This is a genomic window from Roseivirga misakiensis (assembly GCF_001747105.1).
In the GTDB taxonomy this organism is placed as follows: Bacteria; Bacteroidota; Bacteroidia; order Cytophagales; family Cyclobacteriaceae; genus Roseivirga; species Roseivirga misakiensis.
On sequence record NZ_MDGQ01000005.1, the window covers coordinates 918,048 to 943,705 of the forward strand.

Below are 25,658 nucleotides of genomic sequence, written 5' to 3' on the forward strand. Positions count from 1 at the left end.
GTGCCGTGAATCTAAACCAAGGTAGAAACGTTGCTGGGAGCAAACCCAGACAAATGAGAATTACTTCGAAGCTTTTTTATGCCATAATCATACTTTTCATCTTCAATTCTGCGATTGCCCAAACTAGCGATGCGAAAGCTCAACAGGTAGTCGACAAGGCAATAGAGGTTCATGGGGGAGTGCACTTTCAACAGTCAAAAGTCAGTTTTAATTTTCGGGGAAAGCTTCATACGGTCAACCAAGATGATGAAGGCTATGTATATGACCGAACTTTTAAAGAAGACGGAGATGAGATAAGAGATGTCTTAGATAATGGTGTTTTTAAACGCTTTATTAATGGCGATGATTCAGGTAAAACAAAACGTCAACTGAGCAGAGCTTTCGAAGATGTTAACGCGGTGTCATACTTTGCCATGTTGCCTTACAAACTCAATGATAAAGCGGTGATCAAAACCTATGTCGGTGAGGTTGAGATCAAAGGTGAAGATTACCATAAAATCAAGGTTACTTTTGAAGGAGCTGGATCGGGAGATAGTCCAGATAATGTCTTCTACTATTGGTTTAATAAGGCGACTGGTTTTATGGATTATTTAGCCTATGACAAAGGGGGTAATAGATTTCGAGCGGCCTATAACCAACGTGTCATCAATGGAATTCGATTTGCCGATTATGTGAATTATGCTGGAGGCGATTTTAAATCCAAGTCAATAGCTACTTATGACGAGTTGTATAATCAAGGTAAATTAAAGGAGCTTTCTAGAATTGATTTGGAGGATATAAAAGTGACAAAAATCCGTTAGTCTGATTCGTCAAAAAACCACTTGTCGCACCTGTCTTGATTCCAACCTTTTAAATCCTTCTCATATTGGTTCAAAAAGGTATTAATCGCTTCAATACCGATTACTCCATTCCGATTATTCTCGACCAATTCGGCAACTGGCTTAGATGATTCCAAAACTAAATGTGGCACAGTCATTTTTTCAAGTCGCTCTTTCCATTCAGATGCCTGACTAAGGTCTTTTGGGTGTTTTATGATAATCATTGGTCTGGGGCTAATTCCTCTAACAATTCTGGATGTTGTTTGACAAGCTTTTTCATTTGATCGATAGTGAACTTAGGAGTAATATGCTGTGGGCAATTCCAGTCAAAACCTTTGATGTGAAAAACCACTATACGCTCAACATTGGCTTTATAACCCTTGTCCGTGACTAATTCTAATAAATCCGGATTCTCAGCTGGATCTAAAACTTCTGTTTCTGCCCAGATTTTAAGCCTGGTTCGGGTAGCGTAATCCATTAAGATGAGCGCTGCCTTTTTGGTAGAATGAAAATTACCAGTACTTATATACTGCATGTTTCCACCAAAATCGGCGTATGCCAGTGCTTGTGCATCAATCACTTTCAGAAAGCCTTCAGGCCCACCTCGGAATTGAACATATGGCCAACCATTTTCTCCTACGGTAGACAGGTAAAAACCGTGTTGCTTGTTAATGAATCCCGTTTCCCTAAAAGATAGCTTGAACTTATCTCGTTCCTCCATTCTTGCATAGGATGCACGGGAACCCCGGGCTTCTTGCTCTGCCTTCACGCTATCTGTGAATGCGAAATTTGTAAAATTTTGTGCCATGATTTTTGAATTAATGAATAGGGCTAGCTTTACTGTAAAGCGTTTTGATTTGACCTAATTGCTCCTGAAAGGGAGCTGTGCTATTGAGACCTTTAGAAAGGATCAATGAGCCTTGAATCCTAATGATTACTTCTTGAGCATATTGAATTGATTGATCTTTAGTAAAACCAGCATCAACCCCTAAAATTTCAAAACCCTCAATCCATCGTTGAAAACTCTGCTTTATCTGGCTATCCAGGTTTAGAAGATTTGCGTCTGAAGTGAGCGCTTTTAAAATACAAGCAGACTTACCATCATCGTAAAGTGCATTAATATTGGCAATGCTCCGAAGGAGTCTTTCTTCAATATTTAACTGTTTGTTGGTAAGTACACCGTAGATGTGTTCTTCACTCCAGTTTCCAATAAATTTCAATACTTCCTCAACCATTTGTTGCTTACCACCAGGAAAACGGTGATACAAACTAGCCTTTTTTAGGCCTGTCGCATTGGCCAAGTCCATAAGACTGGCACCTTCGTAACCTTTAGCGCGAAGGACGGAAATAAGGCCGCGCATAAGGTGTTCGTCTTTTACTTTTTGTGGTCGCATGATCAGTCAACCACAAGTTTGTGAGATTAGTTTCCGAACGATCGGTAAAATACGAATTTTAAGAAATTCGAAGGTTGTGTTTCGAGACTAAACCAGGTAAGCCTGCCACCGAAACCCTCATTTCGTTAATCTGATTGATTTCTGGGTCTATATCATAGGCAAAAGCAGTCCTTAAGTCTACTTTTGTCAATACTGAATTTTCAAAAGTAGCGCTGGTTAAATCACAATTTTCAAATCGAGATTCAGAAAGGTCAGTTTCCACAAAATCAACCTCCTTTATGCTGCACTGGTCAAATATTGTCTTTTTTATACTGAGCTGATAGAAGGAGGAAAGGTCGAGTTGACAACTCTTGAAGTGAAAGGCGAGGAGGAAAGGGTTGCATTGATCAAAATGTACGCCCATCAGTTTGCTGTTCTCAAACTTTACATCTTTTAGCCCAGTTTGTGTAAGCTTCACAGCTGAGAGATCGCAGTCTATGAATTCGCACTCCAAAAAGCTATAGTGCGATAGGTCTACATTTGAGAAATTGCAATTTCTAAATACACATGATTCATAGTCCCCTTTCTTCAAATATTTTATCGAAAAGTCTATACTGTTAAACTCTTGCTCCTCTATAATTTCATTCATCTTAAAATGGTGTGTGTTAAAGGTACAATCTATATATCAACTAAGGGAAGATTACTATTTCCCTTTGGTCTCTTTTAGAAGATTTATAAGTACTGTTTACGCTTAATAAAATGACTAGGTTTTGCATCCTGAGAATCGATTTTTATGCTTCAAAAAAAAAGTGAAAAAATAGGTAACCCTTAGATTTTAAACTCGTTAAAGAGTGTATTGATAGTAATACTATTATTCATATAAGTAAAACAATTAGCAGAGGCAAAAATTCATAGTGTTGGTTTAGTTTAGTAGATAATAAATTTGTTTAGAACATCATTAAAATTGCTTCAAAATAAATTGTTAGTTTTTAGTTAAGTAGGTAGAAAAAGAGAGCTTCGGCTCTCTTTTTTATTGAGTATACAAATACTAAATCTTAATGATTAAATAAATCAATACATTTTTGATAAGCTTATTGATCCCTTTGTTAGTTACTTTCATCTCTTTTATTACCTTCGCGGCGAATTGATTTATTAACCAGATTTTACACGAAAAAATCGTTACAAAAACATGAGTTACGTAGGAAAAAAATTCCCTAATCTGTCGGTAAATGCCATGAATGAAATGGGCGATACTATACAGATTAACGTATTAGAAGAGGCTATTCAAAACAAGAAAAAGGTCTTGTTATTTTGGTATCCGAAAGACTTTACTTTCGTATGCCCGACAGAGCTTCATGCTTTCCAAGAAGCACTACCAGAATTTGAAAAAAGAAATACAATAGTAATCGGTGCATCATGTGACTCGGCCGAGGTTCATTTTGCATGGTTGAACACGTCTAAAGACGATGGTGGAATTGAGGGGATCACTTACAATCTGCTTGCCGATACCAATAGAAACTTATCTAGAACGCTCGATATTTTAGATATCTCAGAGGTTTCTTATGATGAAGAAACTGGTTTGGATATGGTAGTTGGTGATAGCGTTACCTATAGAGCAACTTACCTTTTGGATGAGACGGGTACAGTTTTTCACGAAGGAATCAACCATATGCCAATTGGCCGAAATGTGAATGAATACTTGAGACTGATTGATGCAATGAGTCACCTTCAAGAGCATGGAGAAGTTTGCCCAGCAAACTGGGAAGAAGGTAAAGAGGCTATGAATGCCAATAGAGAGGCTACAGCAGCTTATTTAAGCAATAATTAATATGATCACTGAACTGAGTCAAGATAATCTACAAGAGATCATTGATAACAATGATAAAGTTGTAGTGCAATATTCAGCATCGTGGTGCGGCAATTGCCGGATTATGAAACCAAAATTTAAGAAGCTATCCAATGAAACGGATAATGCAGCATTTGTTTTGGTTAATGCCGAGAAGTTTCCAGATGCTAGAAAACTGGCTGACGTAAGCAACTTGCCAACTTTTGCAGCATTTGAAAAAGGACAGTTTGTAAAACAAGTTCAGACGAACAAGTTTGAATCTTTGAAAGCTTTAGTCGATGAGATTGCCGCTAATTAAACACCTGGCAAACTTTATCGAGGAGAATGATCAGGATTATCTCCTAGAAACACTGGAGACGCTAGAGCATCTAACGGAATCTGAAGCTTTGAAGGATGAGGAACTCGATGTGCTCGGTGAAATGATTTCAAATATGTATGGTGCTTTAGAGGTTCATACACTGATGAAGGAGGGTACGCCGAAAAAAGAGGCACTTAACCTTTTTATGAAGCGCGTCATGGGGTCAATCGATAAAGGTTAGTCGAACTATTGAATATAAAGAAAGCCATCTCTGACTCAGAGATGGCTTTTTTGTTTGTAATACGGGCTTGTACTTAAAGGTTATTTCCCTTTTTTGCTTTCTTGTCTTTTGACGTTACTTCTATGATTTGAGGCACAAGTTCTTTCGCCTCTTCTTTGTCTTTCAATTGCATGTAAAATGGGTCGTTAAATGTGAGCCACTCACCCTCGGGCTTAATTGATTTGACAGTATAAATGTCTAATTGATATTCATACTTTCCGAAGTTTCTAGCGTTTTTACCCAATTTGGATTTAAGGTAATGGTGCAGCTCCTCTGGACTATAATTTTTCAAATCCTGATTCTCAATTTGCTTTCCATCGACCCAGATTCGATATTTTTTAGTGTCCAAGAATTGATTCAATAGACTTTGATCAATTTTCATTTTGGCTGGTGCTGGTCGAAAATACTCTGCACCAGATTCCTTCTTGAATAAGATCTTTTTTTCCTCTGTACTGAGTTCGTTGAGCTTTTTGACGATCATTTCTCCTTCTGCCCCTTTATACCTTATTAATTTGATTAAGAAAGGTGGTGGAGGAAGGCGGTGTTCATCTTTTTGATCTTGAACTGGCAAGGTGGCCAGCACCATTTTGGTTTTACTGACCTTAACTTGTACCCAAAGACCATTGGGATTGTCATTTTTCTCGAAATATGAGTTGGTGGTTAGGTTTACTTGGTAAGAGTAATCTTTAGATGCTTTTGCTCGACCTAATAGCCTACTCTTTGAAAAGTGGTGAATATCTTCTGGGGAGTATTTTTTTAGTTCAGCGTTCTTGATTTTATAATTGTCGAGCCAAATACCATAGACCTTTCCGTCTAAGAATTCATCTAGTTCTGACTGGCTAATGGGCTTTCTTGGAGTAGGTTCCCTAAAATACATACCGTTTGCTTCAGGCTTCCAAAACTGCTTTTTTTCTAAATCATTGAGTAGGCGATAGCGTTTCTCAACTATTTTACCATTCACATCTTCGAACCTAACTTTAGCTTCAGTAGGTACAAATGTTATAGCCTTAAATGTGCCGATACTATCGTTTAAAGAACTATGTTCCATAGCGAATACTGGAAGCTTTATGAACTGTACATTTTTGTCTGGTTGGGCGTCTTTGTCCGACTTAGGAATAGCCCCAATTTTTGTGTTCCTCGGTTCTAAGTCATTTCGCTCTTCCTCGTTCGTGGTCGTCTGATCGTCTACCACCTTAGCCACGGTATCCGTGACACCAAGTACCATAAATGCACTGAAAATGATAAGCCCAGCTGCAACTGGTTTTATCAAAGACAGTATCCTGTTTGTGTTTTTAGTCATCATATTTAATCGTTTTTTAGTGAAACCATAATTCAAGTTACTGGCCAAAACTGGCGTGTTTAACATTTGCTTTTCTGTATACTCTAGTAAAATTTTTTGATAAGCGTACGCCGATTTTGAGAGGTTAATCGCATATGCATCTGCAAGAAATTCATGATTTAATTTGATTGCTTTCTTGATAAAGATGATTATCGGATTGAACCAAAATATGCACTGCATGAACTCAATAAAGATTATATCTAGGCTGTGCTTATCGTTGATGTGTAATTTCTCGTGTGCGATAATTTCCGCAGGTAAGTTCCCCTGTTCGAAACGCTCTTTATTAGTGAACATATAGTTCATAAAACTAAATGAAGTGGAAATGTCCGATCTCAAAGCAATTTTCACCCCGTCTGCTCGTACAATTTTAGCTTTTCTTTTGAGCCAGTATATAGCTACTAGGTTTCTGGAATAACGAAGGCATAGAACTCCGGTGATCATCAGGTAAATGGCCCATATAATATTTGACGAACTAACTGATTTTTGAGAATTCGATTCACCAGCTATATTTTCCTCAAGGTCAGATGCAAAGAAGGTCTCTTCAACGGTGTTATTTGCTAATTCATTTTCCGAGACATATTCTTGAACATACATATCAGCAGGGACCTCTACATAGGTTGTCCTAACTATTGTGACGGGAATGACAAGTGACAAACCTAGAATAGCGAGTAAGTAGAATCTATTGAACTTGAAAAGACGGTCCTTCTGAAGAGCAATGTGGTAAAAGAGCAGTAAAACACCGCTACAAATTATGAATTTGATGAGGTACGTAATCATTGCTTTCTATTTTTGATTTGATCGTCTACAATCTTTCTTAATTCCTCTAATTCATCGTCAGAAAGGTTTTCTCTTGAGGTGAAAAACGATGCGAATTGCGAAACAGAATCGTTAAAGAAACTCTTCATAACACCACTGAACTGTTTCGAAGAGTAGTCCTCTTTTTTGAGAATTGGGAAATACTCACGAACGTTTCCATACTTGTTAAAGCCGATGGCTCCTTTGTCAAGCAGTCGCTTTAACAAGGTAGCCACTGTTGTTGAAGCTGGTTTAGGTTCAGGATAGGCGTCCATCAAGTCTTTCATAAATGCCTTCTCCAATGTCCAAAGATGTTGCATGAGCTGTTCTTCTGATTTCGGTAAGTTCATTCTACTGTTGTCGTTTGTATTCTACAAATGTAGAATTAATATTTAAAACTACAACATTAGTTAGTTTGAAATTGTTTTGACTTCTCAAGAAATTGTCAGAAATACACTGAAACATAGATTCCCCGGTTGAATTTTATTTGTTATTATTTCAATATGACGTTCTTGTAGAAACATCATTAAATCTTTTCGTAAATGTCTTACTTGTTTTGTCGGAAGCTAAAAATGAGGATGCTCTTGCTGGTACTTATAGTGATAAGCCTTGGATGTAAGTCCGAGATAGGCAAAGGTCTTATCGTATATGACTCTTTTCAGGTCAATGATGTATTGACTCATCAGGTTCATAAAATCAGTGAACCTCTCTCACCTAGTAGGATTGATATCATCGATTCTTTAGTACTGATGATAGACTATAAAATGGAGCATGCTTTCCACTTTTATAAGATATCCGATTGGTCTTATTTAGGTGGTTTTGGTAAAGTGGGAGATGGTCCGGATGAGGTGAAAATGCCAAGATTTCATGGACAATTTGTTAAGAAAAATGATGAAACGTTCTTTTGGGTTTCTGATTTTAGAACCTACGATTTAAAGAAGATTAACCTTTATGATTTATTAGCTACAGGTGATGCTGTGCCTAAGGTAAGACTGAAGTTACCACCAGTGCTTACTTGGACCTATAATGATATATATGCTATTTCAGATGAAGAATTCATAGGCACAGTGGAAGGTGATGTTTCCAAAGAGGCTTTAGGGGTAGAATCAGGTCGTTTTTTCAGTTATAAAAGTCAGGGAGATACCGTTACCTGGTTACCTAATTGGCCAATTCAAGAAACCGAAGTTGATGCAGAGAAGATTGGTTATTTGTACTCCTCCTTTTCTTCATTCAACTCATCTACAAACCAAGTTGTGTCTTCAATGAAATTTTATGATAGGATTGATCTGGTGGATGTAATTAATAATTCTGTATCAACACTAATTCAAAACGGAAATGAATCGATAAAGGAAGTTGACCTAAAAGATGATCGCTATTTAATACCACCTAATGCAATGAATTACAACGGCTTCAATTATGCGACAACAAACTACATATACCAGCTCTATAATAAATTCAGCGAGAGTGATTCAAAGGATTTTTTTGCAGGTAGACAGAATGCAATTCCGATGTACGAACTTAGGGTTTTCGATTGGAGTGGAAAAGCTATTTACAAGGCTACGCTCGATAAGCGGCGGCTAGGTCGGTTCTTTGTTGATGAAAATACATGGACAATGTATGTCATCAATAATGGTAGAGAGCAGGAAGAGGACTTGATAATATCTTATCAATTAAAGGATTTGTCGTTAATAGATTAGCTACATGAGTTCCCAACTTAATTCCTTTGACGTAAAAAAAGCTCGGTGACCAGCCGAGCTTTTTATTTAGATTTTTGTTAAAATCTAGTTGCCACTTGATGTTGCAGTGCCTCCGATAACTATATGATCCGCTACGTCTGGAGCTGTCTCATAAACCATGCTAGGGAATGAGTGATTATAACTATTAAATGTACTAGCACTCAATTTTTTTAATTCTATCTCTTTTTTCAATTGGCTGATTGTCTTTTTGCCACGAGAGAAATCCTCAATTTGGCTTTTCGAAACTTGAAGTCTAATCGCCTTCGGTAGTTTGGTCTTTCTGAAAGAAGAGCCAAAGTTCACATTGAAGATGATCACTTCATCACTTTTCACACTTCTTAATGTTCTGCCATAAGTAATAAGGCTTTCTTTGACTAAATCTATGAGTTCATCAAAGCTTTCTTCAGCTAGTTTATTGCTGTCTTTTCTGTCATTCGACGACTGTGATCTTAAAGCTGGGGTGCCATCGCCCGCAACAGTATAGCCAATGAGGTTGCCATAATTTCCTCTAATGTTTAGATCGTACATTAAGCCGAAACCTTCGAAATATGTCCAACTAGTTTTGCCACTTCGCCTAAAAGCGCCTTCAAAATTTGATTGGAATAAATCATCTAGTATGCCAGCCATTATTCTTGCGTCTTGCATACTGCTACTTACTCTATCTACTACATTAAAGTCTATTTTTTTAGTCGCTTGCTCGAGCGTAGATTTTCCAGTGAGGTAGCTATTGATTGTCGAATAATCTATGGCACTAACCATTCTCTTTTTATCCAGTCGCTTTCCACCTCGGTAAACAATAGTACCACCATGAATAGAGCTTCTGTTAGTCTCTTTTGGGTCGTCCTTTTTCAAGGCGTCATAATTGACATTTAACATTACTTTTTCCCCTGCTTTTAAATCAGTAAGAATGCTCCCATAGTTGACAAGGAAGTCACCTGTCAGTGATTTTAATCTCTCTTCAATTGACTCATTATCCTCACTGATATTTGCGCTTGTTTGTCCATCGACAACCGTGACGGCATCTTCGCCACCAGAAGCGGCTAACTGATCAATCAAGATTAGTTGTGAGGCATTGCTTTGCGCTCCTATATTAAAGATTACTCCTTTGCCTGGTACGTATATCCCTTTTGCACCACGTGTAGAGGCGTAAAAGCTTCCTTTGCTACCATTGAATAGGCCATTGAGCACATTTTGAAGAATGATTATATCTCGCTCCATTTTTGGAAGCTTAGAAAGGTCTTGTTGAGTTCGGCCGAAGAAATCAACTTCGGCTACACCTTGTGCATCCTGAGCATTTAGTCCTGTACTTAACACGAGTACTAGCGAAGCTAAAATCCATTTGTTCATTGTTGTTTTTTTCATAATTCAGATACTTAATATTATTCCTTTTCTACTGTTATTTTTTCATTGAATTGGTCAGCACTGAGCTTGCCATTTTTAAAATTTTCTAAATCTTCTACATTCCATTTGGCTACTAACTGATAGGTTCTTTGGTCCGATCCTTTGGCCGCTGGAATAACTTTACCGTCCTTCTTTATCTCTTCATCTTTTACATCAAAGACTACTTTAAACTGTTCTTCTTCTGATAGTAGTGGTAGGTAGCTATTGAAATCTTCTAAGAACTCTTCCAAAGCCGTCAAAAGTCTTTCTTTTTGTAGCTCAATGATCTGTGATGAATAGAATAACTTCATGATTTCACTATCTCCATTTCTGAAAAACCTGTTTTGTGTATTCATCAGTATGCGTGCATTAGTTGCCGTGATAGTAAAAGTGATCCCCTCGCCTGATTTATGAGTGGCCTCAGTACCCTTGATGTTGTTGATCAGCGGAGCGCCATCCCATTTTTTCAAGAAGTTGTCCAAGGTGACTTTTGAGATTTCCATATCTCTTTTGATTGCGTTGAATGTTTGACCAAAAACATTGCTGCCGAGAAAAAGACATAGGAGGATCAATAGATATTTTGAGTTTTTGACCATTCTATTTGTTGTTTGAATTATTCGCTATCACCGTATTTACCTTTTCTTCAAGATCAGTCAATGCTTCTTCTAACCTAAATTGTTTGCCTATGGTAGCATCTTCTAGATCAGTAAAAGCTGCTTGAATACCTCTTAAATCTTCGATGCGTTGGGATTCAATATTGTTTGAAAAGTTGATGACTATTTCTCTTAATATTTCTCTATAATCTCCGCTGAGTTTATCATTAAAACCGACCATTTGGGTCAAAAGCGCCTCTTTTTCATTGTTGAAAATTTCTCTAATCAAGGCTTCGTTATCCACATTGGTTTGCAAGTTTTCTAACTGCAGACTTAAACTATCCTTGTTAGCTTGTAAGCCGTTTTCTACAAATTCTGAAATAGAAAGGTTATTGTCATTGATCATACTAGTAACCTGTTCTTCGGATAATCCTCTTTGTACTTCTCCATACCCCATGTAGAACCCGTCATTGTCATAATTGACTTTGAAACCTGAGAGCCAGCCGAACGTCATGATGAGCAGGAGGGTAGCGGCAATGGCAGCATACTTTCTCCAATAAAGCCATTCTTCATTCTTAGGCGGCGCCATAAAAGCGAGTTGTCCTGGGATTTCCTCGTCATCAAGTTCATTGAGAAGAACTCGTGTATCGCTCAAGCCTTTTAAGCGGCTTTTTTCCTCAGGGTTAGCTTCTAAATAAGCCTCAACCTGCAACGACTGGTCTTCCTCAAGCTCACCATACAGGTAGGCGATCAAAATTTCATCGGTTGGTTTATAGTTCATATTGCACCGTTTCTCTGTTAATATTCCATTGATCTAGTAGTTTTTTCAAACTACCCAATGCGTAGTAAAGCCTAGACTTTACAGTGTTTTCTGAGATTTCCATTACCTCAGCTATTTCACGAATCTTTAGCCCCTCATACTCCTTCATAATGACTACCATTCTCTGTTCTTCTGGTAGTGTAGAAAGTGCTTTTTTCAGTACTGATTTTAGTTCGGTATTTCCATATACTTGTTCAGGGTTTTCATGACCGCCGTTGGCTACTGTATTTTCAATGTCCTTACTGTCATTCTTGCTCTGTACTTTCATGAAAGGGAAAACCCAACGTTTTTGCTGTTTCCGAACTTCTTCGTGACAATAGTTAGCAGCAATCCGATAAATCCATGATTTAAAGCTGCCTTCATCTTTCAGTTTACTCAGGTTTTTATTCATGGAAATGAAGGTTTTCTGAGTCACTTCCATGGCCATATCGTAGTCATTGAAGTACTTATAACTGAAGTTGTAAATCCTTTTTTGCCATTGCTTTACCAATTGGTTCATGGCGATAACATCTCCCGATTTGGCTGCTGCAACTAAGAAATTGGTTTGTGGCATCAAGTTGACTTCCTTCATTGGTTTTCCGTTCCGGATTTAAGATGTCAGGAGATTAAAAAAAGTTTGAAGAAAGTTAAGAAAAAGAAAAGTGACCTTAATTCTTAAGCTTGTGCACGATACGCTTAGCCTCTTCAATCACATCCTCAGGAAACCCATTGACTTGGAGGATTTTAATGGCGTTTGTTTTTTGAAGACTACCAGTTTTGAGTTTATAGTCAAATACGATTTCATTTTCGACGATTTGCTCAGAAAAGTGGTAAGTGCTGTATTCCTCTTTCAATAACTCCGATAATTCTAGGTCGTGGGTAGCGACAAAGACAAGGTTTCCATTCTGTGTTAGTTTGCTTAATACAGCTTTGCCGGAGGCGATTCGTTCGAGGGTGTTGGTCCCTTTAAATAGCTCATCTAATAAAAATAGATGGGGGGTTGGCTGATCGCTCGCTGCTAAAAGCTTTTTGATAGCCGAAACTTCTTGAAAGTAATAGCTGGTATCATTCATGAGGTCATCAGCGATCCTAATAGCCGAGGAAACATGCAAATGAGGTATACTAAAAGCTTCGGCAAAACAAATGTTGAGCGTTTGACCTATGATGGCATTTATACCCAGGGTACGAATAAAAGTAGATTTACCAGACATATTGGAGCCAGTAAGCAAAATAGATTGGCCATCTACTTTCAGGTTATTGTCGACAGGTTCAGTAATCAAAGGATGGTAGCCCTTCGTCATATGAAGCGTACAGAGTTTGTCAGTCAGTTGCAACTGACTATGAATATCTAATGAGTTTCGAATACTCTGAATATTAATGGAAAGGTCAATTTCACCTACATGTTTGAATAATTGGTGGATATGGTCTTTCTGGTTTTCGAGTCTATCCAGAATCTTAAAAAGTAGTATGGGCTCTATCACAAATAAGGCTTTAATAAGCTCTATGATATAGTCTACAAGCTCTCCAATTTCAGATTTAGGGGCAGGGTTGAATTTGAATACTGAAATTAGAGATTTGAGCGTCTCTAGTTTGCTAATAGCTTCCTTTGTAGATGGATCTTCGTTATCGAGATGCTTGGCGGTGCTTTTTGCCACATCCACTAGTATGATGAGCTCAGATAAAGATGCAGCGTATTGATAGAGATTTTTTTTATTCCAATAGTGAATGATAAAGTTGCCGATCAGTATAAAAACTAGAGCGATCCAAAGGACAGGATATATAAAAGCTCCTAGAAAGGTAATACAACTGATTATGGCTGATAATTTGATTGCCCAAAACCAAGGTGGCGGTTGTATTTGCTCTTCCAGAAATATCGTAGGTAGATAGTTGGCCTCAAAACTAGATAGTTTAGAAAGTGCTACAATACACTCCTCCTTTGCTTTTGGATTCTCTTCCAATTGCGTGATAAGTGCCTCTCTTTTTTCGGTAGGCGTCCTATCATTTGGAATGCTCTGAAATTCACGATAAAGGTACTGTTGGCCAACTTTGGAAATACTCCTGTCTAGGAACATAAAGAGCTCATCGAAGTCTAGGTCATTATAGGTAGCGGTGGAGATTCTAAAACTGTCTTTTGAATCTTTTGTGCCTTCGGCGTATTTCTTGATAACGTCGAAATGGAAAACTTCCTTTTTCAGTTGGGAGTATTTCTCGAGTAGCGCTATTCTTCTTTTTTTCGATCGGCTGAACATCACCTTACTTTCTTACTAGTTAATCAATCTGTTTTAGATAATGATCAAAGGAAACATAGAAGGTAATTGAAATACCTGAACGTGTCAAAACAGCTACGATTGAAGACTAACGTCGTCTTTGCGGTATCACTTTACGATTGGCCATATCATATTTTCTGTTGGCACGTAGCATATGAAATCTTTCCTGATTAGGTCCGTTTTTGACGAATTGATTTTTAGTTTGATCCCAATGCGTACCGTCGTAAATCAAAACATAACTTTGTCCTATGACTTCAAACTCATTACCGCTAACCAATACAGCCGTATTCTCATCGATGGATAAGCCAAGTAGGGAAGGGTATACATTTAGTACTTCGAACATATCAAACTGTCGATTTCGTGCCAACGTATGCTGATCGATCGCGATATTCTGGACAAAGCCGAATCCTTCTTCATGATCTCCCACCATAATTGTGTTCGTTTTACTATCTCCTCGGGCAAGGTAGGAACCTTGAATTGTGGCTCCAGCAGAACTGCCACCTATGACTCCATCTCTGTCTAAAACCTTGAATAAGTTTTCTTGAACTCTTGTGTTCAAATAAGAATCCGCAAAACGCCATTGTCTTCCGCCCGGTAGCCATACTCCTGTAGCGTCATTCAAAACATCGGCAAATTCAGGTTTATCAGCTTCTTTTGGGTCAGTTGTATGGAGTACGGTGACTTTTTTAGCACCCCGAGCTTTCCATGAACTGATTATGCTTTCTTCGATGGCCTTGGTGATTTCTCTGCCACTGGCTGTTGGGATAACGACGATATGGGACTCTGTGCCTCCAGCCAATTCAATAAACTTGGCAAATACTGCTGGGTCTCTTAATGCACCTCCGGCAATGATTAAATGCCCGTTTTTTGGCCCTGTGGTTGTTGTTTGGGCAGATAGGTTTAAGGCTAAGATTAGGGCAAGAATAGAATAGAAGGTTCTCATTTTACGATCAGTTTAGCTACATCTTCGATGATTGAATCAACCCATTCGGTATACATAATACCAGAAGGGTGTAATTCGTCTTTAGCCACAAGTTCTGGACGTTTTTTTGCTTTTCTGGAAATAGGGGTGATGTTAAAATATTTGACCTTGTACCTTTTGCTAATGCGTCTACCAATTTTATTATAGAGGTCTATTTCTTTTCTAATCTCATCTTCTTTCTGTTTTCCGAATGGAGTTTTTCCATAATCGGGAATAGATACCACAAAAACATGCTCTCTGTTACCATTAGCGAGCTCTATGGCGGTCTTGATCAGTTTCTCAAAGTCAGTTTCAAAGTCGACTATAGGTCTGTCTTGGTATTGATTATTCACCCCGATGAGTAGCGAGACCATGTCATAAGAATTGGATAGGCTGAAGTCATCAACTATGGCCTTTTTAAGGTCATCGGTACGCCAACCAGTTTTAGCAATGATTTTTGGAGATTCCACCGCTATACCATGATCATCTGTAAGCCTTTTAGCCAATTGGACTGGCCATCTTTCATCTTCTGAAACACTCTCGCCAATGGTATAGGAATCACCGAGGGCCAGAAAGGTCTTAGGTTTTTGGTTTTGTGCCATAATTGAAAATGTTGTGAGACAAAGCATTAATCCTATGAAAAGCTTTTTGAAGTAAGGCATAGCTAATGATAAGTCGCTTTAAATTAATCGGTTAACTCTCTTAAGTCAACTGGTACCACTCTAGAAACTCCCTGTTCAATCATGGTAATTCCATAGATGATATCTGTGGCGGCCATTGTGCGTTTATTGTGTGTAACGATAATAAACTGCGATTCGGTCGAAAATTTCTGAATAATGTTGTTGAATTTATCAATGTTAGCATCGTCCAGAGGGGCATCTACCTCATCGAAAATACAGAATGGTGCTGGCTTCAGTAAATAAATCGCGAATAGTAGAGAAGTAGCGGTCAAAGTTTTCTCTCCACCCGATAATTGATTGATTGTTAACGGCCTTTTACCTTTTGGTTTGGCCATTATTTCTATAGGTGACTCTAAAGGTCGCTCTGGATCAATGAGTTTTAAATCACAGTCATCTTCCTCGGTAAATAGCGACCTAAAGACTTGGATAAAGTTTGTTTTGATATTGTCAAAAGCCTCCAAAAAGGTTTCTTTCGCTACCGTATCAATCTCTTCGATGGTGTCAAGTAAAGACCCCTTGGCGGCTATGAGGTCATCGCGCTGCTCAGAGATGAAAGTATGGCGTTGTTTTATTTCGTCATAAGCTTCCATGGCCATCGGGTTAACTGGTCCCATTTTTTCTAGCTTATCTCGAAGTTTCAAAACTATGGCCTCTAACTCTTCAATAGATTTGTCACTTTCTAATGGCTCCTCTGTTTTGAGTAATTCATCAAGGTTTACATTGAACTCAACCGAAAGCCTTTCTTTTACTGAACTTAGCTCAAGCTTCGTTTCGTTCAATTTATTCTGTAACTCCATCATGAGGGCATCAGAATGCTCACGCTTTTTCTGTAGCTCTCTTAAAGTTTTGTCAGAGACATCGATTTCTCCACGTTGTGCGTAATAGTCTTTTTCAGCTTCGTTAACACCTTTTTCGATAGACTCTTTTTCATCATACATGCCAATGAGTTCGTCTTCATTGGATTCAGAATTAGTAATGAGTCTCTTTATTTCTGCTTCGTTATTCTCGAGTTCTACCTGATTCTTTTCAATCCTAACTTTGCTGCCTTCAAAAGCAGTCTGCTTATAACTGATTTCTTGAGTTACTGAATTGACTCTGCTTTGTTTTTGATGGAAAAGAATGTTCTTCTCGTTATAAGCTTGAGATTTTTGAGATAACTGCTCGTTCTCTAGTTTCGCCTTAGATTCAAGCTCACCAATAGTAGCTTCTATCTTTGCAAAGGCCACTTGCTCTTCCCCAACCTCTGGCACCAAATGATCCAAAGAGTTACTCAATTTCTCGATGTTCTTGAGGATGTCCTCTTTTCTGTTAGCACGACTAGTGAGCATCTGCGCTAGTTGCTCCTTCTTAGTTTTTAGGGAAATGTACTCTTCGTTTACTTTACCAAAATCACTTTGTAGCTGTTCTATCTCAGATTTGAAAGTGTCTGATTTCAGTCTGGCTAACTCTTGCTGTTTTTGGTCTAAGCGATCTTTGATATCAACAGACTTGGTTTCGAGCGATTTGATATCTTTTTCGAGCTTTTCTAAGTTTTTGGCTCTACCAATTCTCTTTCCCTCAAACAGACCAACAGAACCACCTGCAATACTGAATTTGCGCTTAGTGTACTTTCCCGTTTCAGTGATAAATACGGCTTCATCATCCATCGGGATTTCTCCTGGCCCGCCATTTATGATGAATACGTTTTCTAGAATATGCCCGATCAGTTTCCTGTATTTAGGCTCAAATTCTACAATCTCCGTTGCTGGAACGGCATTTTCGAATAAACGCGGTTCTTTGGGTTCATACCGCTCTAATGCGTCCAAGACAAAGAAATTTGCCTTTCCCTTAGAAGCATCACTTAATATATTCACCGCTTCAAAAGCCTGTCGCTCAGTATCCACGATGTAGTAATTCATGTAGTTTTCGAGATAATTCTCAATCGTTACACGGTACTTTTCATCACAGGCAATAATGTCTGAAAGGAGAGGGGCCGTCTTGTTCCAATTGGCTTTCTTTTTTAGAAACTTGATGGCTTCTGGGAAACCCTCTAGGTTTTCTACTAACGACTTTGTGAGGTTAAATTCATTCCTTTTGGCATCCAGTTTCCTGCTCACTGTTGTGAGTTCATCTCGAATGATGTCAATGGTTTCGGTCGTTTTTTGAAGGGCGTTGTTATGTTGCTCTTCTTGGACCTTTCGCTTGTCTAAAGCCTTTTTCTTTTGATCTAGCTCCGTTTCTACTGACGCCAGTTTGTTATCGAATTGGGCTAGCGTTTCCGATTGTTCGGAAGTATCAGACTCCGTTTTGGAAAATTCACCTTTTAAAGTGTCGAGTTGGATTTGTTTAACCTCAATCTCTTTTTTTAACGTATAGAGTCTCTCTCTTTTTACTGTGAAATTCTGTCTATTATTTTCGAAGGCCTCTTGCGCTTCTTGCGCTATCGCCTTTTGCTCGTTATAGATTTTTTCTAAAGAATTCACTTCAGCAGTTACCGTAGCCAGTTCTTTTTCGGCCTTCTCCAACTCATTTCTTAAACTGTCTAAACTAAAGGCGGCGCGTTCGTTACTCTTCTTATCTGCCTCCAGTTGCTGTCTAAGGTTGTCGCTTTTGTCTTCTAGAAAAGTAAGTCGTTCGTTTTTTATTTTTCGATCACTTTCGAACTGTCGAATCTTATTGACGTGTTCATTCAGTGCTTTTTGTCGAGAAGCCAACAGCTTTTCTTTAGAAATCAAATCTGTTTTGCCCTTCTCTATATTGGCCTCCTGATTAGCTATCATTTGTCCAATCTCAACTTTCAGATCGGCTTCTTTCTGAATGTCTGCTTCAATACTCTTGTAGTTGGCAGATTTTTCGGCTACTGCTAGTCTAGAAAGCGATATGCTCTCTACCTTATACTCTTCCTTAAGTTTGTAATACCTTTCGGCTTGTCGTGCCTGTTTTTCGAGCGATTTGAGGTTTTTCTCAATTTCAAAGAGCAAGTCTTCTACACGATCAAGATCGTCATCGGTATCTTTTAGTTTTTTAAGCGTTTCTCTTTTTCGAGTTTTGAATTTTGAGATTCCTGCCGCTTCTTCAAATAATGACCTTCTTGAGTTGTCTTTGTCATTCAGTAAGTCATCAACCATTCGCAGCTCGATAATGGCGTAGCTATTCGAAGCTATCCCAGTATCCATAAAGAGGTTGTTGATGTCCTTTAGCCTACAGCTTACTCCATTGAGCAGGTATTCACTCTCACCCGATCTATAATACCTTCTGGTAATAGTTACCTCGGTATATTCGGTAGGTAAAAGGTTTTTAGTGTTATTAAAAGTAAGTGAAACTTCAGCGAGCTGTGTGGGCTTCCTTTTTTTTGTGCCGTTGAAAATGATATTCTCCATTTTCTCCGACCGAAGCATTCTAGTTTTTTGTTCTCCAAGCACCCATCGAATGGCGTCTACCACATTGGATTTACCACAACCATTAGGTCCAACAATACCCGTTATTCCCTCATCAAAATTGATAACGACCTTGTCTCCGAAGCTTTTAAATCCCTTTATTTCAAGTTTGGTAAGCTGCATGAATAGCGCTAAGTAAAAAATGGGTGTAGCTAGCAAAATTAGAATTAATTCTTAGATTTGCTAGTGTCATGGAGTTCGATTTGAGTACCATTGTTTACCTTGTTCTAGGGGTGATTTATTTCATCTTCACCTCAGCGAATAAGAATAAGAAAAAGGTGGGGCGAAGACCTTCGAATCCGGATAATACAGATAATCCAGAAACTGTCGGGCCACCTCCTTTGGATAGGAGACCCACTTTTGAAGAGCTGTTAGAAGAGTTTACTGGTCAAAAATCTCAACCAGAGCCTGAGCCAGTTAGAATCCCCCAGTTAGAGGAAATCAAAGAGTCGCACAAGAAGCCTGATTATCTATTTGAGTCAAAACCCAAACCGGAAGTTATTAAAGTGAAAAAGGAAGAGCGAAAGCCTATGGTTACTTTCGAAGAGTACGAACAAGAGGAGGAATCACAAAGTGAATACTTGCAGATGTTTTCGGATTTAGATAGTGCTAAAAAAGCTTTTATAGCATCAGAAATATTTCAGAGAAAGTATTAAGATCGTTTGAACTCGATCGGCAACTTAACTCTTGTCTCGGTAGGCTCACCGTCAATTACAGCTGGCTTCCATTTACCTGATCTAGCCAATGCATTAAAAACCTCCTTTTCACAGTCATAGCCTAATTTGCTATCGAACTGTAAGTTTTCAAGGGTACCTTTTGTATTAACAGTAAATGACACAACCACTTCTCCTTCTATATTGGCGGTAATGGCTTTCTCAGGATACTGAATACTTTCTTCGAGCGATTTAATGCCGTCTAATGGTAATGGCGATTCATCATTATTGGCCATCAAGTGATTCTCGATGGTAACGTTTTTAATCTTAATGTTACTCGGAATTCTAGCCTCAAAAGAGAAGATGAAGAATAGTATTGCAATTAATGGTATTGGTATTAAAAGCTTTAAAAAGTTGACTCTTTTGGTGCTGGTCAACATGTTAACTCTTTTGACAGTTTGATTCTTGCCGAAATAGCTACCGTAGCTTAATCCCATTTTTCTAAAAACGGTTTTTACAAGTAGTTGTGTGTACAGGGCACTTCCTGTTTCAGCCGCTACTTTTCTATCCGCTAAGTACTCATGGCATTCTTCAAGTAAAGTCTTAAAAAGATAAAGGAAAGGGTTAAACCAAAACACGATCTTCAGAACTTCTACGAACATGATGTCGTAAGAGTGCTTTTCTTTTATGTGCACCTTTTCATGGTCTAATACTTGATTTTTCTCTCTTTCTGTTAAGTCTAGTGTGTTGTCCCAGAACAGATAGTTGAAAAAAGAAAAGGTAGGCATTGAACCGTCGGTGTTGACGTGAAAGTAAGCCCCTTTTGTTTTGTATCGGGTGTTATGGCGTTTGAACCAGACGATTTCTTTGAATGATCTTATTCTTAAAAGTAGCTTTAATAAGCCTAGTGCAACACCAATTATATATATCGTTAAAATTGCCTCCCACCACAGTAGGAAAGGTCTTTCAGATTGTGCAGTAATTGTATAAGAGTAAGCTTTGTCAGCTTCAATGATCGGCTCATTTCCTACTTCATTTCCCACTTGGTGAATCGAGTTCAGAACGGCTGGTGTCGTCGCTGGATTATAATCGATTTCGATCAATGGGAACGAGACGGCAAATAGGAGGGCAGCCAATAAATAGAATCTATTATATCTGAAGCTTTTTTCTTTCCTAAGTAGGAAATAGTAAGCCAGATAAAGAATCGCTAAACAAGTCGCTGATTCTAACACGTAGATCAATGACCCATTTAGTTTTTCTAATAATTCTATGGTTGGATGCTTTCCCATGATGCGCTACTATTTATCCTCTTCCTTCAAGTCGTCACCAACATGTTGCATTAAGGATTGGAAATCCGTCATGTCCATATCGTTTTCTTTTGCAAAAAATGAAACGAGTTTCTGGAAAGATCCTCCAAAGTAGCCACCTATAAAGTTCTTTAAGTAGAAGTTACTGTATGATGTCTTATCTACGATTGGGAAATATTCGTGAGTTTTTCCGTACGCCTTGTATCCTACAAAACCTTTTTTCTCCAAAATTCGGATTATCGTGGATACAGTATTGTAAGCGGGTTTCGGTTCTGGAATTTTAGCTAATACATCTTTAACAAACCCTTTTTCGATTTGCCATAAAATCTGCATTACCTGTTCTTCCGCTTTAGTCAATTCCTTCATATTCCTAATTTTAATTCTTATCAATCAATGATACAACTATCTGGCTAGTTTTCAAACTAACCTGTTAGTTTATTTTAAATCTTATGCTAATATTGTGTAAGGGCAAAGGCGATAATATTTGCGCCCATTCTGAGTGCATTTTGCCTAACTGCCTCGGTATCATTATGAATTCTTTTGTCTTCCCAGCCGTTGCCCAAATCTGATTCATACGAATAATAGCACAACAATCTCCCTTCATAAATCAAGCCAAAACCCTGTGGCGGTTTGTTGTCGTGTTCATGAATTTTCGGTAATCCTTTTTCGAACTTGAATTTCTGGTCATAGATTGGGTGATCTAGCGGCAGTTCAATGAATTCTAACTCTGGAAATACCTTCTTCATTTCCAACCGAATGTACGGATCTAAACCATAGTTATCATCAATGTGTAAGAAGCCACCAGAGACTAAATAATTTCTTAAATTTTCTGCTTCAGAACTGCTGAAAACGACATTTCCATGACCAGTCATGTAGATGTAGGAGTAGTCGAAAAGCTCTGGACTACCAACTTCTACTACTGCGTCTTCTTCATCGAAAGACGTGCGTAGGTATTGGTTGCAAAATCTCGCTAGGTTAGGTAGTGCTGTTTTGTTAGCATACCAATCGCCGCCGCCATTATACTTGAGTTTGGCCATTTTTAACTTTTCACTCTGACCAACGGCAGAAAGTGATGCAAATAGCAAGAAGATCGCCAGTAAATTCTTATAACTCATGATTTAAGATGATATTCAACATATAGAAGGGAACGACTGTTAGTCCTTTGAAGTTTATAATTTTAACAATGTTAACAAATTATCTTTTACCCTGTGAATTCTGATTCCTTTCAGTCTTTTGTTGATCGTTTGAGCCATCGCTTGACTGAACCATTACCCGGTCGAAAAGCGCAAGAGATAATGGCACCAAGGCCTATTGACGAAAAGAGGTTCAGAGAGGATCCACTACGACCTGCAAGGCCAGGGGGAGTCATGGTGCTTTTGTATCCCCAAAATGGTGAGATTTTCCTCCCTCTAATGAAAAGGCCTGTTTACCAAGGAGCGCATAGCGGTCAGGTTAGTTTACCTGGGGGAAAAGTTGAAAAGTCCGACATTGACCTGACAGCAACAGCATTGAGAGAAACCCATGAAGAAATTGGTGTATTACCGCAAAATATTGATGTGTTGGGTCAACTTTCTGAGCTATTTATAATTGCCAGTAATTTCAAAGTTTACCCAACCGTTGGCGTACTGAAAAGTGAGCCTTTATTCATTCCAGATGAACGTGAAGTTGATCGCGTACTTTTGCCAAGCTTGGCCGAATTAAAGGATGTGGATAATAGAGGGATTAAAACAATGCATTTTCCACCCTATAAGATTGATTCGCCATATTTTAATGTAGAAGGAGAGGTGGTTTGGGGTGCAACAGCCATGATTTTATCTGAGCTGATTCACGTGCTTGATGAAATTGGTTAGGCTTATTCAATGGGTTTCTGTGCACCGGTAACCGCAGTTATTTTTTGAAATAACTCTTCTGGATCGAACGGCTTATGGACAAAGTCAACAAACCCCGCCTCTTTATATTCGATTTCAAAGTCCAATGGGTTATGCGCACTCATAGCAATGATCGGAATTTGCCTGTTTTTTGATGTTTTGGAGATCTTAATTGCAGTGTCAAAACCGTTCATCGGTTTCATTTCTAAATCTGTCAGAATTAGGTCATAAGAAGTTTCTTTACACATTTCGACTGCATCTACACCATTGTCGACTTCTGTAAAACCTCCATTCCAAATCTGTAGTAGTCTTTTGAGTACCAAACGATTCATATCGTTGTCATCGATAACCAAAATACTGAGTGCTTTCAGGTCTTTATCACGATCCTGCTGCTGCAAATCGATCATTTGGAAGTTAGGGTCCAACCCAAAGTCAATATCAAATGCAAAGCAAGAACCAACTTCCTTTTGACTCTTCAATTCAATAGTGCTACCCATCATTTTCAAGAGGTTTTTAACAATTGATAGGCCTAGGCCAGTACCACCATATTCTCTGGTAATCTCGTTACTCGCTTGTTCAAAATCCTCGAAAATGGACTTTAACTTATCTTCCGGGATTCCAATGCCTGTATCTGATATAGCAAAGGAAACTGTGGCGGTGTCATCTTTTACGCCTGCAAGAGATGCTTTGATGTGGACATAACCTTCAGCCGTGAATTTAATGGCATTAGAAATCAAGTTGGTTAAAATCTGCGCCAACCTTGTTGGGTCTCCCAGCAATCGGTCTGGAAGATGTTCTCCTATTTCTATCCTTAGTTCAAGGCCTTGGTTATTCGCTTTATACTTGAAAAGTTCTCCTAAGTTTTTGAGAAGGTCTATCAGAGAGAATTCAATGTTTTCTAGTCGAAGCTTGCCGGCTTCCATTTTATTATGGTCAAGAATGTCGTTGACTAGGGAATGGAGTCCTTCGGCAGAAAATTTCAAGGCATCGATGTACTCCTTCATTTCTCTGTCTTTGTTATCCATTTCCATGATATGCGATAAACTAATGATCGCATTGAGAGGAGTTCGGATTTCATGACTCATCACCGATAAAAAGTCCGACTTTTCTTTGGTGGCCTTTTCTGCAAGTTTCTGTGCCTTTTCGAGCGCAATGTTTTGTTTCTTAATCTGCTGAGTTCTGTCCGCGACGATTTCCTCCAGTTCTTGATTGGTATTTAATTGTAGTTCTTCGTTTTTCTTTAGCTGTAGGATCAATGATCGCTGTGTGATGTTATGGTCTTCAAATTGCCGCTTCAACTTGTGACTTACGCCTAAACTGAAAATTACAGTCTCTAGTAATATGCCTATCTGAACGATAATCGGTAGGTCATGAGAAGGCGAAGTCAGTTGGTTGGCCAAGAAAAGGAGCAAAGAGGTTACAAATAATAATGTGCCATAAGCATAGTACTTAGCAATAATATTTTTGCTAAGCCATGCCCGTACCATAAAGGTCATTGCGAATAGCAAGAGTAGAATTAAGCTTATTCTTGTGCCCATCAGACTATGATAAAAATCTCCTGTTATTAGTAAGTAAGAGCACCCAACCACGAATAGAAATACATTAATTGGGGGTAAAACTTTTACAAATTTCTCCCATTTGGGAAACTCACTTTCGGTAGCTAGAAAGTGCCTGGTAAAGTTCACATATGCTGCGGCGCTTAGTAATGGCAGCAGCCATAAAATAGATAAGTAGTTTGTCGATTGCGGCAAAAAGTAAAATTCGACTAGCCCGTGTAAGTACAGGAAATAAACGAGGTTGACAGCGGTATAGAGTCCAAAGAAAAGGAACACGCGTTCTTTCGTAAAACCGTAAATAAAGAGCGTAACGATCGAAAAGATCAATAAAACTCCTGAAAAGAGACCTTGGAAGAGTTTGTCTTTTTCAAACTTACTTTGCCATTGATCAGCAGGAATCAGCCGAGCTTGCACGTCAATCGGTGAGTTGTCTGTCGATTCGATTTTTACGTAAAGGTGAAGCGTTTTATCAGTGGGAATAGAGATGTTAATTCGAGTTTGGTGGCCCCGTTTTATATCCCTAGTATCAACTGGGAAATGATACCCCGTTTTTTTGACATCAGTCACTTGATTGTCAACAACCAAATAGTAAGTTTCTTTCGCATTAATTCCACCTTTTAAGATGAAAGATAGCTCACTGCGAGACTGGTTCTTCAACTGAAAATATGTCCAGTAATTAGATAATTTATTAAGCTCCTTAGTATTATTAAAAGATGTGAAATCTTGTGGTTTTAGGCGCTGAATGGAATCAATATCCATAACCTTACTCTTATCCTCAAACAAGAGAATTCGATTACCGATCGTAACCTCTTCCTCATCAGATGATAAATACTGAATATTTTCGTAGAAACCTTGCTGAGCAGCGATCGGCAAGGTGCTTAACAAAAATAATGTGAGTAGTAAGAGTTTGTTTCTGTGCATTATGGCACTTTTCAAATCGAAATTTCAGCAATTTTATGCTTTCAGCCAATTTTCAGTAGGATTTTACCAGTCAGAATATCGGCCATGTGGCTCGTAATGCTACTTGGTCTTAAACTTGTGCAAAGTTAATCGCATCACTGGACCACGGGGTGCTGCCCATGATAGCCTCAATTACCTTCGCTGGATCTGTAAATACAGTCCAAATTGGACGGTGTTTTTCGCTCAGAAATCCTTCCTCAATCGCCTTATCTAACATTCTTAACAAGTCATCATAATAGCCATCAAGGTTGAGGATAAGAATAGGTTTAGTAAAAATCCCGAGACGTTTTAATGTTATAGCCTCCATTAATTCCTCGAAAGTGCCGCACCCACCAGGAAGAGTAATAAGCGCATCTACACCTACCATAAACTGTTTCTTTCTTTCATGCATATCAGCAGTAAAAATGAATTCATTCACGTCTTTATGATGAAATTCCACCTCTTTCATGAAATGAGGCATGATACCGATAATTCTCCCTTTTTCTTCCAAGACAGTATCGGCTAGGGCACCCATTAGGCCGTTGGCACCCCCTCCATAAACAACAGTTGTATTATTCTTTACCAGTGCGCGCGCTACCGTTTCAGTTGCTTCGAAATATTTAGACTCGATCTTATTACTTGAAGCGCAGTAAACGCACACCTTTTTTATTCTTTGCATATCGCTAAGGCTTAGTTGAGTAGAGATCAAGCTAACTAAAATGTTTTAAAAAATATGATACCGCTCAAATGAATC

The 25,658-nt window shown here is 38.6% G+C and carries 26 protein-coding genes; 7 read left to right on the forward strand and 19 right to left on the reverse strand.

The features are described from left to right. Positions 1–53 precede the first annotated feature (53 nt). Positions 54–800 (forward strand): DUF6503 family protein, encoded by a 747-nt coding sequence (locus tag BFP71_RS11745; protein WP_069837059.1) that lies wholly within the window; start codon positions 54–56, stop codon positions 798–800. On the opposite strand, the gene BFP71_RS11750 is transcribed toward BFP71_RS11745, so the two are convergent. The 4 genes from BFP71_RS11750 to BFP71_RS11765 are packed head-to-tail and all read right to left on the reverse strand — an operon-like array spanning position 797 to position 2,840. Then, entirely contained in the window at positions 797–1,042 is a 246-nt protein-coding gene (locus tag BFP71_RS11750) for a hypothetical protein (protein WP_069835657.1), read from the reverse strand. The two genes, BFP71_RS11745 and BFP71_RS11750, sit on opposite strands and share 4 nt — an antisense overlap. Next, complete coding sequence (locus BFP71_RS11755; RefSeq protein WP_069835658.1) at positions 1,039–1,626, reverse strand: pyridoxamine 5'-phosphate oxidase family protein; 588 nt, start codon at positions 1,624–1,626, stop codon at positions 1,039–1,041. The genes BFP71_RS11750 and BFP71_RS11755 overlap by 4 nt, the downstream gene beginning before the upstream one ends. Positions 1,627–1,636: 10 nt before the next feature. Continuing rightward, entirely contained in the window at positions 1,637–2,212 is a 576-nt protein-coding gene (locus BFP71_RS11760) for a TetR/AcrR family transcriptional regulator (protein ID WP_069835659.1), read from the reverse strand. Between the two features lie 58 nt (positions 2,213–2,270). Continuing rightward, positions 2,271–2,840, reverse strand: coding sequence for a pentapeptide repeat-containing protein (locus tag BFP71_RS11765; protein WP_069835660.1), 570 nt, complete (start codon positions 2,838–2,840; stop codon positions 2,271–2,273). A gap of 540 nt (positions 2,841–3,380) precedes the next feature. On the opposite strand from BFP71_RS11765, the gene BFP71_RS11770 reads away from it, so the two are divergent. The 3 genes from BFP71_RS11770 to BFP71_RS11780 are packed head-to-tail and all read left to right on the forward strand — an operon-like array spanning position 3,381 to position 4,576. Continuing rightward, positions 3,381–4,019 (forward strand): peroxiredoxin, encoded by a 639-nt coding sequence (locus BFP71_RS11770; RefSeq protein WP_069835661.1) that lies wholly within the window; start codon positions 3,381–3,383, stop codon positions 4,017–4,019. Between the two features lies 1 nt (position 4,020). After that, positions 4,021–4,335 carry a thioredoxin family protein gene (locus BFP71_RS11775; protein ID WP_069835662.1) on the forward strand — a complete coding sequence of 105 codons (315 nt, stop codon included), beginning with the start codon at positions 4,021–4,023 and terminating at the stop codon, positions 4,333–4,335. Beyond that, the gene (locus BFP71_RS11780; RefSeq protein ID WP_069835663.1) at positions 4,316–4,576 is read left to right on the forward strand and encodes a DUF6952 family protein; all 261 of its coding nucleotides are present in this window, start codon (positions 4,316–4,318) and stop codon (positions 4,574–4,576) included. The genes BFP71_RS11775 and BFP71_RS11780 overlap by 20 nt, the downstream gene beginning before the upstream one ends. Positions 4,577–4,649: 73 nt before the next feature. Here BFP71_RS11780 and BFP71_RS11785 read toward each other — a convergent pair whose 3' ends face one another. Both BFP71_RS11785 and BFP71_RS11790 read right to left on the reverse strand, forming a co-directional pair. Continuing rightward, positions 4,650–6,731, reverse strand: a complete 2,082-nt coding sequence (locus BFP71_RS11785) for a M56 family metallopeptidase (RefSeq protein WP_069835664.1) — start codon at positions 6,729–6,731, stop codon at positions 4,650–4,652. Next, positions 6,728–7,099, reverse strand: coding sequence for a BlaI/MecI/CopY family transcriptional regulator (locus BFP71_RS11790; RefSeq protein WP_069835665.1), 372 nt, complete (start codon positions 7,097–7,099; stop codon positions 6,728–6,730). The genes BFP71_RS11785 and BFP71_RS11790 overlap by 4 nt, the downstream gene beginning before the upstream one ends. A gap of 222 nt (positions 7,100–7,321) precedes the next feature. Here BFP71_RS11790 and BFP71_RS11795 point away from each other — a divergent pair, with 222 nt between their 5' ends. Beyond that, entirely contained in the window at positions 7,322–8,446 is a 1,125-nt protein-coding gene (locus BFP71_RS11795) for a BF3164 family lipoprotein (protein ID WP_176723358.1), read from the forward strand. Positions 8,447–8,530: 84 nt separating this feature from the next. Here the strand turns inward: BFP71_RS11795 and BFP71_RS11800 are convergent, their stop codons facing one another. The 8 genes from BFP71_RS11800 to smc all read right to left on the reverse strand — a co-directional run bounded on the left by BFP71_RS11800 (position 8,531) and on the right by smc (position 18,704). Then, positions 8,531–9,847 (reverse strand): hypothetical protein, encoded by a 1,317-nt coding sequence (locus tag BFP71_RS11800; RefSeq protein WP_069835667.1) that lies wholly within the window; start codon positions 9,845–9,847, stop codon positions 8,531–8,533. Between the two features lie 17 nt (positions 9,848–9,864). Beyond that, positions 9,865–10,461 (reverse strand): hypothetical protein, encoded by a 597-nt coding sequence (locus BFP71_RS11805; RefSeq protein ID WP_069835668.1) that lies wholly within the window; start codon positions 10,459–10,461, stop codon positions 9,865–9,867. 1 nt (position 10,462) lies between these two features. Further along, a complete protein-coding gene (locus BFP71_RS11810; RefSeq protein ID WP_069835669.1) occupies positions 10,463–11,239 on the reverse strand; it encodes an anti-sigma factor family protein in 777 nt (258 codons plus the stop codon). After that, positions 11,229–11,849, reverse strand: coding sequence for an RNA polymerase sigma factor (locus tag BFP71_RS11815; protein WP_245701842.1), 621 nt, complete (start codon positions 11,847–11,849; stop codon positions 11,229–11,231). The genes BFP71_RS11810 and BFP71_RS11815 overlap by 11 nt, the downstream gene beginning before the upstream one ends. Positions 11,850–11,925: 76 nt before the next feature. After that, the gene (locus tag BFP71_RS11820) at positions 11,926–13,506 is read right to left on the reverse strand and encodes a MutS-related protein (RefSeq protein WP_069835670.1); all 1,581 of its coding nucleotides are present in this window, start codon (positions 13,504–13,506) and stop codon (positions 11,926–11,928) included. Positions 13,507–13,612: 106 nt separating this feature from the next. Next, the gene (locus tag BFP71_RS11825; RefSeq protein ID WP_069835671.1) at positions 13,613–14,467 is read right to left on the reverse strand and encodes a cyanophycinase; all 855 of its coding nucleotides are present in this window, start codon (positions 14,465–14,467) and stop codon (positions 13,613–13,615) included. After that, complete coding sequence (locus BFP71_RS11830; RefSeq protein WP_088125142.1) at positions 14,464–15,087, reverse strand: SGNH/GDSL hydrolase family protein; 624 nt, start codon at positions 15,085–15,087, stop codon at positions 14,464–14,466. The genes BFP71_RS11825 and BFP71_RS11830 overlap by 4 nt, the downstream gene beginning before the upstream one ends. A gap of 83 nt (positions 15,088–15,170) precedes the next feature. Further along, positions 15,171–18,704: a chromosome segregation protein SMC gene (smc, locus tag BFP71_RS11835; protein WP_069835672.1), complete on the reverse strand. Its 3,534-nt coding sequence runs from the start codon at positions 18,702–18,704 to the stop codon at positions 15,171–15,173. Positions 18,705–18,772: 68 nt separating this feature from the next. Between smc and BFP71_RS11840 the strand changes: the two genes are divergently transcribed. After that, complete coding sequence (locus BFP71_RS11840) at positions 18,773–19,237, forward strand: hypothetical protein (RefSeq protein WP_069835673.1); 465 nt, start codon at positions 18,773–18,775, stop codon at positions 19,235–19,237. On the opposite strand, the gene BFP71_RS11845 is transcribed toward BFP71_RS11840, so the two are convergent. The 3 genes from BFP71_RS11845 to BFP71_RS11855 all read right to left on the reverse strand — a co-directional run bounded on the left by BFP71_RS11845 (position 19,234) and on the right by BFP71_RS11855 (position 21,656). Next, on the reverse strand, positions 19,234–20,523 hold the full coding sequence (locus tag BFP71_RS11845) for a TonB family protein (RefSeq protein ID WP_069835674.1): 1,290 nt from the start codon (positions 20,521–20,523) through the stop codon (positions 19,234–19,236). The genes BFP71_RS11840 and BFP71_RS11845 overlap by 4 nt on opposite strands. Before the next feature lie 9 nt (positions 20,524–20,532). Further along, the gene (locus tag BFP71_RS11850) at positions 20,533–20,907 is read right to left on the reverse strand and encodes a BlaI/MecI/CopY family transcriptional regulator (RefSeq protein ID WP_069835675.1); all 375 of its coding nucleotides are present in this window, start codon (positions 20,905–20,907) and stop codon (positions 20,533–20,535) included. 86 nt (positions 20,908–20,993) lie between these two features. Continuing rightward, a complete protein-coding gene (locus BFP71_RS11855) occupies positions 20,994–21,656 on the reverse strand; it encodes a DUF4159 domain-containing protein (RefSeq protein WP_088125010.1) in 663 nt (220 codons plus the stop codon). Between the two features lie 93 nt (positions 21,657–21,749). Between BFP71_RS11855 and BFP71_RS11860 the strand changes: the two genes are divergently transcribed. Next, positions 21,750–22,391 (forward strand): NUDIX hydrolase, encoded by a 642-nt coding sequence (locus BFP71_RS11860; RefSeq protein ID WP_069835676.1) that lies wholly within the window; start codon positions 21,750–21,752, stop codon positions 22,389–22,391. A gap of 2 nt (positions 22,392–22,393) precedes the next feature. Here the strand turns inward: BFP71_RS11860 and BFP71_RS11865 are convergent, their stop codons facing one another. Further along, positions 22,394–24,886: a hybrid sensor histidine kinase/response regulator gene (locus tag BFP71_RS11865; protein ID WP_069835677.1), complete on the reverse strand. Its 2,493-nt coding sequence runs from the start codon at positions 24,884–24,886 to the stop codon at positions 22,394–22,396. 109 nt (positions 24,887–24,995) lie between these two features. Beyond that, positions 24,996–25,583 (reverse strand): LOG family protein, encoded by a 588-nt coding sequence (locus BFP71_RS11870; RefSeq protein WP_069835678.1) that lies wholly within the window; start codon positions 25,581–25,583, stop codon positions 24,996–24,998. Positions 25,584–25,658 lie beyond the last annotated feature (75 nt).

What these genes read in the sequence shown, in the direction of transcription:
- BFP71_RS11745 (WP_069837059.1), top strand. Translation starts at nt 54, where the DNA reads ATGAGAATTACTTCGAAGCTTTTTTATGCCATAATCATACTTTTCATC.
- BFP71_RS11750 (WP_069835657.1), bottom strand. Translation starts at nt 1,042, where the DNA reads ATGATTATCATAAAACACCCAAAAGACCTTAGTCAGGCATCTGAATGG.
- BFP71_RS11755 (WP_069835658.1), bottom strand. Translation starts at nt 1,626, where the DNA reads ATGGCACAAAATTTTACAAATTTCGCATTCACAGATAGCGTGAAGGCA.
- BFP71_RS11760 (WP_069835659.1), bottom strand. Translation starts at nt 2,212, where the DNA reads ATGCGACCACAAAAAGTAAAAGACGAACACCTTATGCGCGGCCTTATT.
- BFP71_RS11765 (WP_069835660.1), bottom strand. Translation starts at nt 2,840, where the DNA reads ATGAATGAAATTATAGAGGAGCAAGAGTTTAACAGTATAGACTTTTCG.
- BFP71_RS11770 (WP_069835661.1), top strand. Translation starts at nt 3,381, where the DNA reads ATGAGTTACGTAGGAAAAAAATTCCCTAATCTGTCGGTAAATGCCATG.
- BFP71_RS11775 (WP_069835662.1), top strand. Translation starts at nt 4,021, where the DNA reads ATGATCACTGAACTGAGTCAAGATAATCTACAAGAGATCATTGATAAC.
- BFP71_RS11780 (WP_069835663.1), top strand. Translation starts at nt 4,316, where the DNA reads ATGAGATTGCCGCTAATTAAACACCTGGCAAACTTTATCGAGGAGAAT.
- BFP71_RS11785 (WP_069835664.1), bottom strand. Translation starts at nt 6,731, where the DNA reads ATGATTACGTACCTCATCAAATTCATAATTTGTAGCGGTGTTTTACTG.
- BFP71_RS11790 (WP_069835665.1), bottom strand. Translation starts at nt 7,099, where the DNA reads ATGAACTTACCGAAATCAGAAGAACAGCTCATGCAACATCTTTGGACA.
- BFP71_RS11795 (WP_176723358.1), top strand. Translation starts at nt 7,322, where the DNA reads ATGAGGATGCTCTTGCTGGTACTTATAGTGATAAGCCTTGGATGTAAG.
- BFP71_RS11800 (WP_069835667.1), bottom strand. Translation starts at nt 9,847, where the DNA reads ATGAAAAAAACAACAATGAACAAATGGATTTTAGCTTCGCTAGTACTC.
- BFP71_RS11805 (WP_069835668.1), bottom strand. Translation starts at nt 10,461, where the DNA reads ATGGTCAAAAACTCAAAATATCTATTGATCCTCCTATGTCTTTTTCTC.
- BFP71_RS11810 (WP_069835669.1), bottom strand. Translation starts at nt 11,239, where the DNA reads ATGAACTATAAACCAACCGATGAAATTTTGATCGCCTACCTGTATGGT.
- BFP71_RS11815 (WP_245701842.1), bottom strand. Translation starts at nt 11,849, where the DNA reads ATGAAGGAAGTCAACTTGATGCCACAAACCAATTTCTTAGTTGCAGCA.
- BFP71_RS11820 (WP_069835670.1), bottom strand. Translation starts at nt 13,506, where the DNA reads ATGTTCAGCCGATCGAAAAAAAGAAGAATAGCGCTACTCGAGAAATAC.
- BFP71_RS11825 (WP_069835671.1), bottom strand. Translation starts at nt 14,467, where the DNA reads ATGAGAACCTTCTATTCTATTCTTGCCCTAATCTTAGCCTTAAACCTA.
- BFP71_RS11830 (WP_088125142.1), bottom strand. Translation starts at nt 15,087, where the DNA reads ATGGCACAAAACCAAAAACCTAAGACCTTTCTGGCCCTCGGTGATTCC.
- smc (WP_069835672.1), bottom strand. Translation starts at nt 18,704, where the DNA reads ATGCAGCTTACCAAACTTGAAATAAAGGGATTTAAAAGCTTCGGAGAC.
- BFP71_RS11840 (WP_069835673.1), top strand. Translation starts at nt 18,773, where the DNA reads ATGGAGTTCGATTTGAGTACCATTGTTTACCTTGTTCTAGGGGTGATT.
- BFP71_RS11845 (WP_069835674.1), bottom strand. Translation starts at nt 20,523, where the DNA reads ATGGGAAAGCATCCAACCATAGAATTATTAGAAAAACTAAATGGGTCA.
- BFP71_RS11850 (WP_069835675.1), bottom strand. Translation starts at nt 20,907, where the DNA reads ATGAAGGAATTGACTAAAGCGGAAGAACAGGTAATGCAGATTTTATGG.
- BFP71_RS11855 (WP_088125010.1), bottom strand. Translation starts at nt 21,656, where the DNA reads ATGAGTTATAAGAATTTACTGGCGATCTTCTTGCTATTTGCATCACTT.
- BFP71_RS11865 (WP_069835677.1), bottom strand. Translation starts at nt 24,886, where the DNA reads ATGCACAGAAACAAACTCTTACTACTCACATTATTTTTGTTAAGCACC.
- BFP71_RS11870 (WP_069835678.1), bottom strand. Translation starts at nt 25,583, where the DNA reads ATGCAAAGAATAAAAAAGGTGTGCGTTTACTGCGCTTCAAGTAATAAG.